Source organism: Chloracidobacterium validum (genome assembly GCF_018304825.1).
GTDB classification, from domain to species: domain Bacteria; phylum Acidobacteriota; class Blastocatellia; order Chloracidobacteriales; family Chloracidobacteriaceae; genus Chloracidobacterium; species Chloracidobacterium validum.
In genome coordinates this window covers 1,112,354-1,127,469 of sequence record NZ_CP072648.1, presented here as the reverse complement: position 1 = coordinate 1,127,469, position 15,116 = coordinate 1,112,354, and the positions used below count along the sequence as shown (strand labels likewise).

Here is a 15,116-nt window from a genome sequence, read left to right as displayed (position 1 = left end):
TTGTCGCCCACGGGACACTACGAATCGCTATGTCGTCGTATTATCGGCTCTTTCATCTCAGCCTTGGGTTGATGACACTCTTGGGGCTGGTCTCGGCCTCGGCCCTGGCGCAAAGCGGTGCGCCTGATATGCGGCCTGACGGCGTGGTTGCTCAAAACCCGGCTCCGCTACCCGGTCACGGACAAGGTGGAAGCGGACAAACACCTTCGCTTCCCGTTGCCGACCAGCGCGTGAAGCGCGCCCTGGATGAGCTTCCGACCACCCGGATTGGGGTTACGCCCGGCCGCTTCCTGCGTCTCACCCTCCGGGAAGCGATCCTCATGGCGCTGCGCAATAACCAAGATATCGAAGTCGAGCGGGCTAATGTCCAGATTGCCCAGTACAACGAGCGCGGCTCACTGGGTAGTTATGACCCCATCCTCCAGGCGACGGTGCAGTTCCAGTCGTCCACCTCACCGACGGCCCAGACCTTCATCGGGGCGGAAGGCGGGGCTTTCAAACGGAAGCAGCTCCAGTTTACGCCAACACTCGTTCAGAATTTGCCCACCGGTGGGAACTACGCGATCACCTTCTCAAACAGCCGGGAGACGAACAACGCCGGTTCGGCCGGGTTGAGTCCGCAGTACTTTACGACACTCGATTTTCGCTTCACGCAGCCCCTGTTTCGGAACTTTCGGTCGAGCGCAAATGAGCGGTCGGTCAAGATCAGCCGCAAGCAGTTGACCCTCAGCGACGCCCAGTTTCGGCAGCGCGTGTTGACGACGATTGCTTCCGTGCAATCCGCCTACTGGGACTTGGTCTTTGCCATCCGCAACCTCCAGATTCAACGCGATGCCGTCGAGCTGGCGGACATCTCCATGGCGGTTACGCGCCGCCAAGTTGAGGTCGGCACAAGCGCTCCGATCAATGTCGTCGAGAATGAGTCAGAACTCGAAAATCGCAAGAATGCAGCCATTACGGCGCTCCAGCAAATTACGACTGCTGAAAATCAGCTCAAGCAGCTTATCTTGGGCGACCCCCAAGCCAGCGAATGGCAAGCCGCCATCGAGCCAGCCGACGATGTGGACTTCACGCCTGTCGAGCTGGATGTCGAACAAGCTCTCGCCAGCGCACTCCGCAATCGCCCGGAACTCGAACAAATTCATTTACAGCAAGAACTCAACGACATCGAGCGGGGCTTTGCTGAAAATCAGCGCAAGCCCCAAGTGGATGCCTTCGCGGCCCTGACGTTTGCTGGTCTGAGCGGCACGTCTCGGATTCAACTACCGCCAGGCAGCCCAGTCCTGATCAACGAGCGCTTCCTTGGCGGCTACGGAACAGCGCTCAACAACCTCTTTTCGCTGGATTTCCCAACCTACACTATCGGCGCCAACATTTCCTTCACCTTCCGCAACCGCACCGCCAACGCTGCCGTTGGACGCGCGTTGGCTACCGGACGGCAACTCAAGGCGCAGGAGCGTAACCTCCAACAAGGTATTCAGGTTGAAGTTCGCAATGGTCTGCAAGCGGTGGCGTCAGCCCGGCAGCGGGTTGAAGCGACGCGGGCCGCCCGGATTGCGGCTGAAACTCAGTTACGTGGCGAGCAACAGCGCTATGCGGCTGGGCTATCCACCACGTTCTTGATCCTTGATCGCCAAAACCGGCTCTCGATTGCGCGTGGGAATGAGATTCAAGCCCTGACGGATTACAACAAGGCCGTCGCCCAGCTTCAACGTACGCTCGGCACGTCACTTACGGCGAATGGCATCGAAGTCAAGCAATCTGACCCGACTCCATGATGATCACTTTCCGGCGGCGGTAGTGCGGACTGGGCGCGCCACCCTTCGGTGGCTATCACAGGTAGATTCGACCAACACTGCCCTGAAGACCCTGGCCCGGTCCGGCGCGACCGAGTGGACGGGGCTGTGCGCTGACGAGCAAACGGCTGGGCGTGGGCAGTACGGACGTACTTGGCACTCACCGGCCGGGGCTGGACTGTATCTATCTCTGCTGTTTCGGCCGTCCCTGACGTCCGGCCAGCTCATCCACGTTACCACCTTCGCCGGACTGGTGATTCACCAGGTCTTGAGCCTCTTCGTTGGCGATCAGTCCCGGCTCGCCATCAAGGCACCGAATGATGTCTTGCTTGACGGACGCAAAGTGGCAGGCATCTTGGTTGAAGCCGACTGGCAAGAAAACACACTCAACTTCCTGATCATTGGTATTGGCATCAACGTCAATCATCTGTCCTTTCCGGACGGACTGCGTTACCCGGCCACCTCGCTGCGACTGGCTCTGGGGGATGCCGCGCCAACGCGGGAAACCGTCCTCCAGCACATTCTGGAAACGTTTGACACCCAGTGGGATACGTTTGTCACTGACCCGGGGGGATGCGTGGCCAGTCAGCGCGAAGGCGTCGTATGTTATTGACGCACTTTCCACAACCGAAGACGATAGTCATACTTGGTTGTGAGGCCAACGCCATACTTCGGGAGTTACACCATGCGCCATACCGATGACTTTCCAAACCGCCAACCATTTCGCGCTGCCCAGTCGGCTGTCATCCCGGTCGAAAACAACCGCAACTCGTCTTTGATGTGGCTCATCCTGGCAACCGTCGCCACACTGATGCTCATGGTTGTCCCCTTTGCCTCGGTTATCACCTTCCCCATTCGCATGTTTGTCACCTTCATTCATGAAGGTAGCCATGCCTTGGCGGCGCTCCTCAGTGGCTACCACGTCATCCGCATGACGATTCACTGGGACGGGAGCGGTTTGACGCTCACGGCTGGACAGAACTGGTTTGTTGCGAGCGCCGGATACCTGGGAACGATGCTGTTCGGCGTGCTCCTGCTTTACCATGCCCAACGCCGCGACCGGGTTAGCTTACTGTTGGTTGGCTCAGGGGTGCTGGTATTGCTGCTGACCATTTTGTTTGTCAATGGTCAGGCATCCTGGCTGATGGTCCTGCCGCTTGCGCTCGCCAGCATGCTGCTGCTTGGGGGCTTACGGATGAACCTTCCGATGATGGCGCGGTGGGGCATGCTCGGCGCGGGAGGGGTACTCATCCTCCTGCTATCGGTGCTGTGCATTGCTACCGGGACGCTCTACAGTTGGGTGGCCGGACTCAGCATTGGTGTCAGCTTGATTGCTCTCGGCGTGTTGACCAAGCCGGCGATTGGACAGTTCATCGTCAACTTCCTGGCGGTGCAGTGCTGTTTGGACGCTTTATCCGATCTCAAAACCCTGTTTTTCCTATCGGCTTTTACCAACGTACAGAGCGACGCCGCCAATATGGCGCGGATGACCGGCATTCCGGCAACCATTTGGGCCATCCTCTGGCTGGTTTCCGGGGTGCTCTTGCTGGGCGTAACCCTGTGGATGATTTTCTGGCGTGTTCCCAACCGCAACGTGGCGAGTGCCGCGCGCTAGAGAGTGCCGCGCGCTAGATCAGACACACATCAGGCAATGCGGGGCAGGACCTCACGCGGTAGCGCTGTAACCGTTCGACTTTCACGCACCAGCGCCTGCCCCGGCGCGCCCTTGCGCGGACGGGATACATGCCGTCGCTCGGCGACGCGCACCTCCACTCGGTCAGCCTGCTTGGCTTGGGAAAAGTACGCGGCCAGCTCAGCCGCCGCCATTACGACCTGTGGTGGCACAACCTTGCGCTGCGGATTCCGAATGACGACATGCGCCCCCGGATAATCTGCCGCATGTAACCAGAGGTCATGCGACCGCGCTAACTCAAACGTCAGCCGGTCGTTATCACGTGAAGTGCGTCCCACGACAATTTCATACCCTTCCGGTCCGCGATAACGCCGCAGACCGGCCCAACCTCCCTTCTCCCCGGTTCGTGCTCGGTCAGTCCGGTTTTCCAGTGGCTCTTCCTGGGGTTGAAGCTCAAAAGGCATCTGCTCCCGTAGCTTCACGATACAGGCGTCTAGCTCGCCGACTTGCGTGGCCTGCGCCAGTTCAGTGTCAAGTCGCATCACAGTCGCCTGGACAGCCTCAAGCTCGGTCCGCCGTTCAGCATTCGCCGTCAGGGCACGCTGCGCCCGCTGGTAACGCCGAAAGTAACGCTGGGCCGCCGCCGCCAAGTCTTCTGACTCAGATTCCAAAGGGATAGTGAGTGGCGTCGGCTCGTCGGCGTAGTAGTCCATGACCTCGACCCCAGGGCCTGTTCGTTTGGCCGTCGCCATGTTCGCGTACAGCAACTCGCCCCAGCGCCGCCACCGGTCGGCGTCCTGGGCCTGGCGCGTGGTGGCATCCAGCCTATCCAGGGCACGTTCGATTCGCCTGCGCCACGTCCCAAGGGCCTGCTGCCAGCGCCGGCGACGCGCCGCAAGCGCGGCCTGCGCTGCCCGCCGCTCAAAGCGAGCCTCCACGGCCTCATGTGCCGAAACAAAAGGCGTGGGCACCAACTCCGGCACGTGGGTCAACCGAAGTGGGAAGACCTCCAGCCCCTCTGGCAACGCATACAGGAAAAAGGCCTGTGGGCTGACCAGTGATTGATACACTTCCGAGAAAGCCGTCCAGGGCGGGCGGCTGCGCGCTCGAAAAGCCACCTCACGTGCCAGCCGTGGGTGACAACCACACACAACATCACGCAGAAACGTCTCCAGCGCGTCGGACGTACCCGGCAGCCGTTCCGGGGTCACATCAGACCAAGTCAGGGTGTGGCGTGCCTGGCGCGGCATTTGGTACCGCTCTCCAGGACGACCGTCCCACGGACGAAGCGCATCCACGATGCACTCATCGGCCGTCAGTAGCCAAAGGTTGGCGGAATGACCCGTTAGATCATGGCGCAGCAGCCACCGGGTTGGCTGCTCGGCATCGTCAAAACCATGGAAGGTCAGTGTCACCGAACGTTCGGTCTGGGTTTTCGTGGCCCCGACCAAGCGCGCGCCACGCAGGGCTTTGCGCAACCGCGCAACAAAGGGTGGCTCACCCACGGCATCAGCCGCGCCGGGGTGACGACTCATCGAGTAGAAAGCACTGTCGTGCGGACGCGCCACTAGCACCAGCCAACGTCCGTCGCGCCGCCGCATATCAAGCCCAATGGCCGCCTGGCCCACGACGGCAATTTTGCCCACCAGTAGGCCCTGGTCGTGCCGCGCCACGGCATCATTCAGCTCTGTGACGAGCGCAGACAATAAAAAGGCGTCCATGGGAACAGCTCAGAGGCCGAACGACGCTACCTTGCCACCTAGTCCTGGTCTGGCTCAGCAGCCCGGTTCAGACAGCAGTCAGTTTGAGCGGTAGTTGGTAAACTGCATGTCGATCCCAAAGTCGTGCGCGCGCAGCTTGGCAATCACTTCCTGCAATACATCGCGGTCTTTGCCGCTGACACGCACCATGTCGCCGTTGATCGAGGCTTGCACCTTGGCTTTGGTGTCCTTGATGAATTTGACAATCTCGCGGGCTTTTTCCGTCGGAATGCCCTGTTGCAGCGTCACCCGCTGCCGAACCGTGCCACCGGCAGCCGGCTCGATCTTGCCATAGTCGAGCGCCTTGAGCGGCACGTTCCGCTTGATGAGCTTTGATTCAAGGATGTCAATCACGCTCTTGAGTTTATATTCATCGTCCGACACCAACACGATGTCGTGGTCTTCTAGCTCAATGCGGCTCTGGCTCCCTTTGAAGTCAAAGCGCTGGCCGATTTCTTTCGTAGCTTGATTGATGGCGTTGACGACCTCCGCCATGTCAACCTGTGAAACGATGTCGAATGAGTTGTCCTTTGCCATAGCTATATCGTGGCCCGGTATCCACCAAAAGTAGTCGTGAAGTGTAAGGCGACCTCGAGGCTGAAATCATTCTACCCAACGCGGAACATAGGAGACGAAGCGGGCGGCGCTTGTTGCCCAGGTATCCACAAGCTGACGCGCTGCCTGGCCGTTCGTTTCTAGCACAAAATCCATCAGCAGGGCGTGTAAGGCGCTTAGCTCATCCGGGGTTGGAACTCGCTCCGTCAGAAAGTCCCGGTTGATATGGTCTGCCGGCGCGCCACCGTAGATATACACCACGCCACCGGTCATACCAGCTCCCAGATTTTTTGAGGTCGGTCCAAGAATAACCACCCGACCGCCGGTCATGTATTCACAAGCATGGAGGCCGACGCCGTGAACGACGGCAGTCGCGCCACTATTGCGGACGGCGAAACGGTCGCCGGCAAAGCCACCGACGTACAGTGTTCCACCGGTCGCGCCGTAGAGTGCGGCATTGCCAATGATGGCGCTGGTCTCAGCGCCACTCCGCAGCCCCGGATGGGGACGGATCACAATCTTTCCGCCGCTCATTCCCTTCCCAACCGAGTCATTTGCCTCCCCTTGCAAACCGAGCTGCAATCCTTCGGTGAGAAAAACCCCAAATCCCTGCCCGGCGCTCCCCGTAAACCGGAGCGTTATCGGTGTATCAACCGGTTCCGGGTTCGCGCCGCCACTGCCTGAGAACTCACGCTGGTGCGCAGCTTTCGCCAGCCAACCAGACAGGGTGGCCGGTACGGCCCGGTCGCCGGTCGTAATCGCATAGTCCAGGCAAATGTCCGGCTCACCGGCGGCCCACTTTGCCTGAACATCGCGCAGAATGCGCTGGTTGAGATCACCAACCCACCGCAGTGCTCGCGGCATGGGTGGCGGCAGGGGAACCGGTGGCGCCAGAAAGTATGATAAATCAATGCGGCATTGGGTGAGACAGTCCGTATGTCGGCTGTTCGGCGCGAGCAGGTCGGTCCGTCCGACGGCCGACGCCAAGGTAGGCAACCCGGCCGTGGCCAACCACCGACGCGCGTCATCGGCGAGCGCTTCAAATAAACGCACAACATGCTCAGGCTGCCCAGTGTATTTCGCTTTGCGGCGTGGGTCATGGGTGGCAATGCCCGCCGGACACTGATTGGTCTCACAAATCCGGGCCATGATGCAGCCTTGCGCCACCAGCGCGAGCTTCCCAAAGTCAAACGACTCAGCGCCCAGGATGGCAGCCAGAACGACATCCAAACCGGTGGCGAGTCCACCATCCACCCGCAGGGTTACGGCGCTGCGGAGTCCCTCTTCCACCAGAGCGCGGTGAACCTCGACCAGACCGATTTCCCACGGCAGCCCGGCATGCGCCATCGAACCCAGACCGGCCGCCCCCGTTCCGCCGTCGCCGCCGGCAATGTGAATGGTGTCGGCCCCCGCTTTAGCCACCCCAACGGCAATCGTGCCGACATTCGACCCGGACACCAGCTTCACGCTGACCCGTACGCCCGGATGGAGGTTTTTGAGTTCCTCGATAAGTTGCTTGAGGTCTTCGATGCTGTAGATGTCATGCATTGGTGGCGGAGAAATCAAATCCATGCCGGCTGTGGCATGACGCGCCAGCGCAATCTCCGGCGTCACTTTATGACGCATGAGCTGACCGCCTTCACCGGGCTTGGCTCCCTGGGCAATCTTGATCTGGATTTCCCGGCCCGTGACGAGATAGCGTGCCGTGACGCCAAATCGGGCTGAGCCAATTTGCTTCGTGCTGGCCGTGATGCCGGTGCTGAAGTAGTAGGGATTTTCCCCGCCTTCGCCGCTGTTGCTTCGCCCGTTCAAGTGCTGCATCGCCAGAAAGAGGTCGCGCTGCGACTCGGCGCTGATCGCGCCAAATGACATGCCACCCGTGCCGAAGGTTTGCGCAATCGCTTCCGGTGATTCGACTTGGTCCAGTGGGAGCGGTGACACGTCAGGACGAATCATGAGCAAATGGCGCGGACTCACTGGCTCACTCGCGGCGCCGAGCGCCAGGTATTCGGCGTAGTGCTCCGGCGCTGGCGTTGCCGCGCGAACGAAAGCATGAACGACCCGCGCCCGGGCCGTCGTCATCGAGTGCCGCTCGCCATACTGGCCCTGGGTGTCTTCCTTGAAGCGGTAGTGACGCGCAAGCGACCGTAAATCAAGGTCATGGCTTCCGCTGGCAGCGTGAGCGCACCAAGCCGCATGGCTGTGGAGTTGGCGATGCGCCAAGTCGGCCAGCTCCAACCCACCCAAGCGGCTTTCCTTGCCGGGAAAAAACTCACTCAGGAGTTTCGCGCCAAGTCCGATGGGCGTGAAAAGCTGGGCATTCTGGTAGCTGGCCAAAACTGAAATGCCCATCTTTGCCATGATTTTCATGACGCCACTCGTGAGCGCCTGGATGAGATTGGCTTCACGCCGGTCGGGCGTCAGTTCGGTCAGCTTTGGATGCTGACCAAATCGGGCGCACTCCAGCGCTAGGTAGGGGCACACGGCAGCCGCGCCAAAACCGACGAGCGCCGCGACGTGGTGGGCAGTACGCGCTTCCCCGGTGTCCGAAACAATCGCCGCATCGAGCAGCATGCCCGCTTCGTTGAGGCCGTTGACGATAGCCCGAAGCGCCAGCAGACTGGGAATCGGCGCTCGGTGTGGGCCAACGGCGCGATCACTGACAATCAGCACCGATGCCCCATGTTCGGTCAAGTTCAGGGCTTGCCGCTGGAGTTCGGCCAGCGCCAGCCGCAGCCCATCCACGCCATCGGCCGCCGTAAACGTTGCGTCGAGTTCGGCGACATGGACTCCCAGGCGAGTCGTTCCAGACGCGGCGCGCAGAGCCGTCCTGTGCGCCAGCGATAGCACTGGGCCGTCCAGCTCGATGGCAGGCGGCAGGGGCACCAGTGTTTTGGGCGCAAAGATATTGGGTTTGGCGCCTAGGTGCACCGTGGTGTTCATGACCAGCGCTTCGCGCAGGTAATCCACTGGCGGATTCGTCACCTGCGCAAAGTCCTGATAGAAAAAATCAAAGAGTGGGCGTGGCAGGTCAGATAACACCGCCAGTCGTGCGGTGTCCCCCATCGAACCGATGGGTTCCTTGCCCGTCAGGATCATCGGGACGAGCAACGCCTGGATGTCGTCATGGGTATAGCCAAATGCCCGAACCAAATGCATGGCCGTTGGTTCGGCAGGTGAAGCCACCGACGGCAACCGGCACACGCGCGCATCGAAAACGGCACTCGCCGCTTGCGAGCGTGGCTCGGTAAAGCTCACCGAGCCGGAGCGCAAATCCACGACGACACCGGTTCCGGCATGGAGCGCTCCTTTGGCGCAGACCAGTGATTCATCCACGGCAAAGGCCCCAGCTTCGGAAGCCAAGTAGAAAACGTCATTGGTCTCGACCCAGCGGCCCGGTCGAAACCCGTTCCGGTCAAGCCGCGCGCCGACGACCTGACCATCGGCAAAGGCTACAATTGCCGGTCCGTCCCATGGTTCGAGCGCCCTTCCCCAAAAAACATGGTAAGGATCAGTCTCGGCCGGCGGCATGACGATGGCCAGCGCCTCGGCCAGACTGAACAGGCCGCTTCGGCAGCGGAGCGCCTCGATCATTTCATTGAGGCTGCCGGTGTCGCTGATGCCGTCATGGGTAAGGAGTTCCCCGGCCTGCAAACCCAACAACCGCTCCCGCGAATAGGCCCAGGCGCGATTCCCGGCAATCGTGTTGATTTCGCCGTTGTGGGCGATCAGGCGGAAAGGTTGCGCCCGGTCCCAGGCCGTGCGGGTATTCGTGCTGAAGCGCCGGTGAAAGAGCGCAAACCGCGAGACAAAGGCCGGATGGTGCAAATCCAGATAAAACCGGTCGAGGTCGGCAGCCCGCACCAGCGCCTTATAGACAATCGTGGTCGCGGAAAGCGACACAAAAAAGCAACTCGTGTCCAGCCCCTGCTTGCGCCAGCGTTGGCGTGTCATCTGCTTGGCCGCATAGAGTAGGCGCTCAAAGGCCGCCAGCGTTCGCGCCGGTGACGGACGCTTGATGACCGCCTGTTTGAGCGTCGGGAGCGTCTGCCGGGCAAGTGGGCCGAGCACGGTCGGATTGGTGGGTACGTCCCGGCTCTCCAGAACGTGCAAGTCATAAAATTCAAAGGTATCGGCAAAAATATCGAAGGCCTGGGCGCTGCGCGCGGGATCGCCTGGCAAAAAAAGAAAAGCTACGGCAATGCTTTCCGGCAAGTAACCAAACAAAGCGTGCGGCAGATCAACCATCAACCCAGCCCCATCGCTGGTGCGGCCATCCGCCGCGCAAGCACCCCGATGCTCGACGCGGCGAAGCGCCTGGAGCGCAGCTTCGATCACCGCGCGATCAGACGCACCTCGCCGCGAAGCCACGAAACCGACGCCACAACTCGACTTTTCAACCCGCATGGGAAAGCACCTTCCATTGGGAAAGGGTCCACGCCGCCTCTCGCGGGAGATCGGCAACACGACTGGCGATAACCACGTCCACGTGGTGAAAAGCTTCTAGAAGCCCCTGGGGAGAGCGGCTTCCCGGTCTTGCTTGGCGGTTTTCCAGCAACCGGCTCTTCTGGCAAGGGCCGGCTCAATGCTGGAAAGCATGATGAATAGCGCTTGACGTTGGCAACCTACGCAACCGACTGGGGCGCGAGGGTAAACAAGCACACCGCAAAGTACTGCAAACTGTCCTGCCAAACCCTTTTGACCGTCCATCCGGCCCGGCCGGCCATGGCTTGAAAGGCGGCGAGGTCGTACTTGTGCGAGTCTTCCGTATGGATGGTTTCCCCCTCGGCGAAGGTGAAGACTTCGTCTCCGATGCGAACGGTCTGGGGCTGTGTGCTGACTAGGTGCATCTCCACCCGTCCCTGGACCGGATCATACAGAGCCCGGTGCTCGAACGCGCGCAGGTCGAAATCGGCATCGAGTTCGGTATTGATCCGGTGGAGGAGGTTCAGGTTGAAGGCAGCCGTTACGCCGCGCTTGTCATTGTAGGCTGCATCAATCACCGTCGGGTCTTTTTTCAGGTCCACGCCAATGAGCAGGGCGCCAGGTGGCCCGGCCACGTCGGCCGCATGGCGGAGAAAATCTTCGGCCTCGTCCGGCGTGAAGTTACCGATGGTCGAGCCGGGGAAAAACACGACCCGTCGCCGATAAGGAAACTCTTCAAAGTCCGGGAACGCCATTTCGCGGGTGTAATCCGCGCACACCGGCGTCACCCGCAAGTAGGGATACGCTTGGGCAATGTCCGTTGCCGCGGCCAACAAATGATCTTTTGAAATGTCCACCGGCACATAGGCGGCCAGATTGGGCAAACAGTCCAGTAAAATCCGGGTTTTACGTCCATTGCCGCTGCCATACTCGATCAGCAAGACATCTTCGCCAAGAAGCGTGGCAATTTCGGGCACATGGTTTTCGAGCAAGGCTGTTTCGGTGCGGGTCAGATAGTACTCTTCCAGTTGGCAAATTTCGTCAAAGAGTGCTGAACCACGCTGGTCGTAAAAAAACTTCGCCGGAATCGCCTTGCGCGGACGACGCAGCCCGGCCACGACTTCCTCCCGAAATGCCGCCGGCGTCGGATGGAGGTCGTGAAACGACACAATGTACCCGTAGGACGGGCGAGCTGCCGAAACCAGTTGGGGATGACTCATGACATATCCTCTGCCAGCCGGACACCGGTAAACTGCCACCGCGCATCGGGCGGGAAAAAGTTGCGGTACGTGGGACGGATGTGCGTCACGGAGGTCGCGCATGAGCCGCCCCGCAATACCATCTGGTTGCACATGAACTTGCCGTTGTATTCGCCGAGCGCCCCATTTGCTGGGCGAAACCCCGGATAAGCCGTGTAGGGGCTAGCCGTCCATACCCAGACATCGCCAAACAATGGCGCGGCCGCCGGCAGCGGCAACGGATGCCATGCGCCAGACTCATAGAAGTTCCCAACCATCGGCACACGGTTGGCGACCACCTCCCACTCGGCTTCGGTCGGTAACCGCTTTCCGGCCCAGCGGGCGTAGGCATCGGCCTCATAAAAGCTGAGGTGGCAAACCGGCTCATCGAGGCCTAACGGACGTAAACCATGCAGCGTCATCACCTGCCACGTGCCGCCTGCTCCCGGCCGCCAGTAGGCCGGTGACTGCCACCCGCGCGCCGTCACCGTTGCCCATCCGTCTGAGAGCCACAGCTCCGGCCGAGTATAACCACCATCAGCCATGAAGGCCAAAAAGTCGCGGTTCGTCACCGATTGCGCCGCCAGTCGAAAGGGGCGCAACAAGACTTCGTGGCGTGGACCTTCATTGTCAAAGGCAAATCCGTCGCCAGTGTGACCGATGGCGTATCTGCCGCCATCAACTGTGTACCACCCATCCGCCGGGCAAGTGGACAAGACCGGCGACACGGGCAAGGGGTCGGGCAGCGGCGCACAGGCCGGGTCGAGCGGATTGGTCGCCATAATGGCTTTGATGTCGGTCAGGAGCAGCTCTTGATGCTGCTGCTCGTGATGCACGCCCAGGGTCAGGACAGGCTGAGCCGTGGCCCAAGTGGCGCTGTCACAGTGCCGGATGAAACGTTCGGTGGCAGCATCCACATAGGCGCGGTAGGCATAGACTTCACGGACGGTTGGGCGCGTGACCAGTCCGCGTTGGGCACGTGGATGACGTTCGCCAACGGCTTCGTAGTACGAGTTGAAGACATAGTCATAGCGCGGATGAAAGGGCCGATAGCCGGTAACGTATGGCTTGAGGATGAAGGCCTCAAAAAACCAGCTCGTGTGCGCCAGATGCCACTTCGGGGGGCTGACCTCCGGCATCGGCTGCACCACATAGTCCTCGATTTCCAAGGGACGGCAAATCTGTTCTGAAACGGTGCGCACTGCACGATAACGTGCTGCCCACGGCTCGCGGTCGTCCATCAGTTCGAGTTGGGTTCGAGTAGCTTCCATGGGCGTGCGTAACGCGATGCGCAGCAGACAACCTACGCTAGGTGGAATGTGGCCTGACGCGGCAAGTGACGCGGATTACATGCGCCGTTCGGGTCACCATACCATACGGAGCAAAGCGAAACCTACCGTCCTTGACGAGGCTGGCCTCGCTGGGTTTAAGCTTTTCGCATACTACTTTTTGCATGGCAAGCTTGCGCAAACCTCCTTGCATCCGTTTTTGAGCCGGTGACTGCTTATGGACAACCGCTCGATCACTGAAACGACGTTACCGGAAGCATCCCAACCCACCGACCACCCACCACGCTGGCTCTATGGCAGGCTGACCGACCTCACCATCGGTTGCGGGTTGTGGTCGCTGCCCCTGCTGCTCGTGAGCTACACCGTCGAGCCGCACTTTGCCGGAAGTTTTGCCCTTGCCTTTTACGCCTTGGCGCTGGTGTGCAACTACCCGCACTATGCCGCGACCTGGCATCGAGCGTGCGCCACCCCGGCGGCTCGAACACGCTACGGGACGGTCCTCATGTGGTCATCGCTGGCGACAGCGGCCGGGCTTCTGTTAGTTCATGCCCATCCACCGTTGCTGGTTTGGGCCTTTACGCTTTACGTCTTCTGGAGTCCGTGGCACTACACCGGACAGAACTACGGCATTGCCCTGATGTTTGCGCGTCGTAACGGGCTTGGCGCACTTGATCGCCACATGCAGCGTTGGCTGTGGGGGGCGTTTGCCTTGCCCTACGCCATGCTGCTGACGGCATTCAACAGCGGAGCTTCGGCCGATCCGCTGCTGTACTCGGTCGAGTTGCCGCCACCGGTAGCGAAAACCCTGATCGGCGTCTTTGGCGCGGCCTTTTTCCTCATAACTTTCATTATCGGACGAAAGTTGCGCCAGCGCCACGACTGGCAAGCCAGCGGGCCGACCCTGGCGCTCCTGGCAACCCAGGCCCTGTGGTTTATTCCCGCGGCCGGCATCGTCCTGGCCGGTGAAGCCGTGTTTCAGGTTCGGTACACGTCTGGGATGCTGGCGGTACTCCATTCGGCGCAGTACCTCTGGGTGACATCCCACTATGCGCGGCGCGAACAGGGCGCGCAGTGGCGGCCGTGGTCTTACGTCGTTTTCCTTTTTGCGGTCGGGGTACTGCTTTTCATCCCTGGGCCGTGGGTCGCCAGCCTGGTGTTCGGTCTCGACTTCACAACGAGCTTTCTGGCTTTCACGGCCCTGGTCAACATCCACCATTTCATCCTGGACGGCGCCGTGTGGAAGCTGCGCGAACCCCACGTCGCGGCGGTGCTGGTTCGGGATCAGATGGCAGATACTCCCAAAGCGGTGGCGGCCCGGACGCCCTGGCTGCGACGGCTTGGTTTATCGGCGGCGGTGGTTGGATTGGCCGTCCTGGCGGGGGTTGACCTCATCAAGTTCATGCTAGGTGGGCGCACCACGGATGTTGCCGCTCTGACGCAAGCCATCCAACTCAATCCGAACGACGCCCTAGTGGCAGCCCGTCTGGCGCGGCTGGCGCTGGCAGAAGGCGACCGGTTACGTGCCCGCGAAGCCCTTGAAAAAGTTGTCGCCGTCAATCCTTACGATGCGGAACATCAGGCCATGCTCGGACAAATCCTGATCGAGCAGGGCGAATATGACGCGGCCTACCGTCACTACCAAAATTTTCACCACCATTTGCCCAATAACGTTGCGGCCCTCGTCAACTTGGGGACGCTGGCCGCGCGGCAGGGGGCCGAAACCGATGCCATGGCGGCCTGGGAACGCGCCGTGCAGCTTGACCCGGATGGACAACCCATTGCCTGGGCTAACCTGGGCGATGCCTACATGCGCGCCAATCGCCATCAGGACGCGGCCAAAGCCTATGAGAAGGGGCTTCAAGCACTGCCGAGCGGGCCGGAGGCACAGCGCCAGTCGCTTGAATGGACGCTCAAGCTTGGTGACAGCTATGCGGCCATCGGCAAAGCGGATGCAGCCGAACGCTGCTACGCCACAGTTTTTGAAGCGGCTTCCACGTTGCCGGCGCTTGACTTGGCCAGCGTGACAGCCACGCGCCAGGCGGACCTGCATGCTCAGCACGCCCGGCTCGACCGTGCAGCCGAGCATCACCATCTCGCCATCCGGCTTGCCCAGGAAAGCCAATCCCTGACAACCCAGGGCGCGGCTTGGTACGAATACGCGCTGTTCATGGCACGCCATGGCGCATCACCTGAATTGGTTTTTGCCGCCTGCCTGCAAGCCGAAACCTGCTTCCGAAACCAGGGGATGAGCCAGGCAGCCGTTTCAACCATCCAGTCGCATCGTCAGGCGGCCGAAGATGCGGTTGGAACCCAGGCGGCCCACATCCGTGCCCAGTTGGCCGAAACACTTGACCGGGCGCGTGCCTGGAAACCGGCACCATCTCGGTAGTCAGATGCCTTGGCGTGGGTCCGGCGGTTGG

Annotated in this window: 9 protein-coding genes; 4 read left to right on the top strand and 5 right to left on the bottom strand. The window is 60.8% G+C overall.

The window, feature by feature from the left end; all coding sequences use genetic code 11:
• The first annotated feature begins 29 nt into the window (after nucleotides 1–29).
• The 3 genes from J8C06_RS04705 (at nucleotide 30) to J8C06_RS04695 (ending at nucleotide 3,411) form a co-directional block, all read left to right on the top strand.
• Nucleotides 30–1,778 (top strand): TolC family protein, encoded by a 1,749-nt coding sequence (locus tag J8C06_RS04705; RefSeq protein ID WP_211429627.1) that lies wholly within the window; start codon nucleotides 30–32, stop codon nucleotides 1,776–1,778.
• A complete protein-coding gene (locus J8C06_RS04700; RefSeq protein ID WP_211429626.1) occupies nucleotides 1,741–2,409 on the top strand; it encodes a biotin--[acetyl-CoA-carboxylase] ligase in 669 nt (222 codons plus the stop codon). The genes J8C06_RS04705 and J8C06_RS04700 overlap by 38 nt, the downstream gene beginning before the upstream one ends.
• Nucleotides 2,410–2,481: 72 nt before the next feature.
• A complete protein-coding gene (locus J8C06_RS04695; RefSeq protein ID WP_211429625.1) occupies nucleotides 2,482–3,411 on the top strand; it encodes a M50 family metallopeptidase in 930 nt (309 codons plus the stop codon).
• Nucleotides 3,412–3,440: 29 nt separating this feature from the next.
• On the opposite strand, the gene J8C06_RS04690 is transcribed toward J8C06_RS04695, so the two are convergent.
• From J8C06_RS04690 to egtB, 5 genes are all read right to left on the bottom strand, one after another.
• Nucleotides 3,441–5,150, bottom strand: coding sequence for an Rqc2 family fibronectin-binding protein (locus J8C06_RS04690; RefSeq protein WP_211429624.1), 1,710 nt, complete (start codon nucleotides 5,148–5,150; stop codon nucleotides 3,441–3,443).
• A gap of 78 nt (nucleotides 5,151–5,228) precedes the next feature.
• On the bottom strand, nucleotides 5,229–5,726 hold the full coding sequence (locus J8C06_RS04685; protein WP_211429623.1) for a YajQ family cyclic di-GMP-binding protein: 498 nt from the start codon (nucleotides 5,724–5,726) through the stop codon (nucleotides 5,229–5,231).
• A gap of 66 nt (nucleotides 5,727–5,792) precedes the next feature.
• Complete coding sequence (gene gltB, locus J8C06_RS04680) at nucleotides 5,793–10,151, bottom strand: glutamate synthase large subunit (protein ID WP_211429622.1); 4,359 nt, start codon at nucleotides 10,149–10,151, stop codon at nucleotides 5,793–5,795.
• A 218-nt stretch (nucleotides 10,152–10,369) separates the two neighbouring features.
• Nucleotides 10,370–11,389, bottom strand: coding sequence for an L-histidine N(alpha)-methyltransferase (gene egtD, locus J8C06_RS04675; protein ID WP_211429621.1), 1,020 nt, complete (start codon nucleotides 11,387–11,389; stop codon nucleotides 10,370–10,372).
• Nucleotides 11,386–12,678: an ergothioneine biosynthesis protein EgtB gene (gene egtB, locus J8C06_RS04670; RefSeq protein WP_211429620.1), complete on the bottom strand. Its 1,293-nt coding sequence runs from the start codon at nucleotides 12,676–12,678 to the stop codon at nucleotides 11,386–11,388. Before egtB ends, egtD begins: the two co-directional genes overlap by 4 nt.
• A gap of 235 nt (nucleotides 12,679–12,913) precedes the next feature.
• Here egtB and J8C06_RS04665 point away from each other — a divergent pair, with 235 nt between their 5' ends.
• Nucleotides 12,914–15,085, top strand: coding sequence for a tetratricopeptide repeat protein (locus J8C06_RS04665; RefSeq protein WP_211429619.1), 2,172 nt, complete (start codon nucleotides 12,914–12,916; stop codon nucleotides 15,083–15,085).
• The last annotated feature ends 31 nt before the right edge of the window (nucleotides 15,086–15,116 follow it).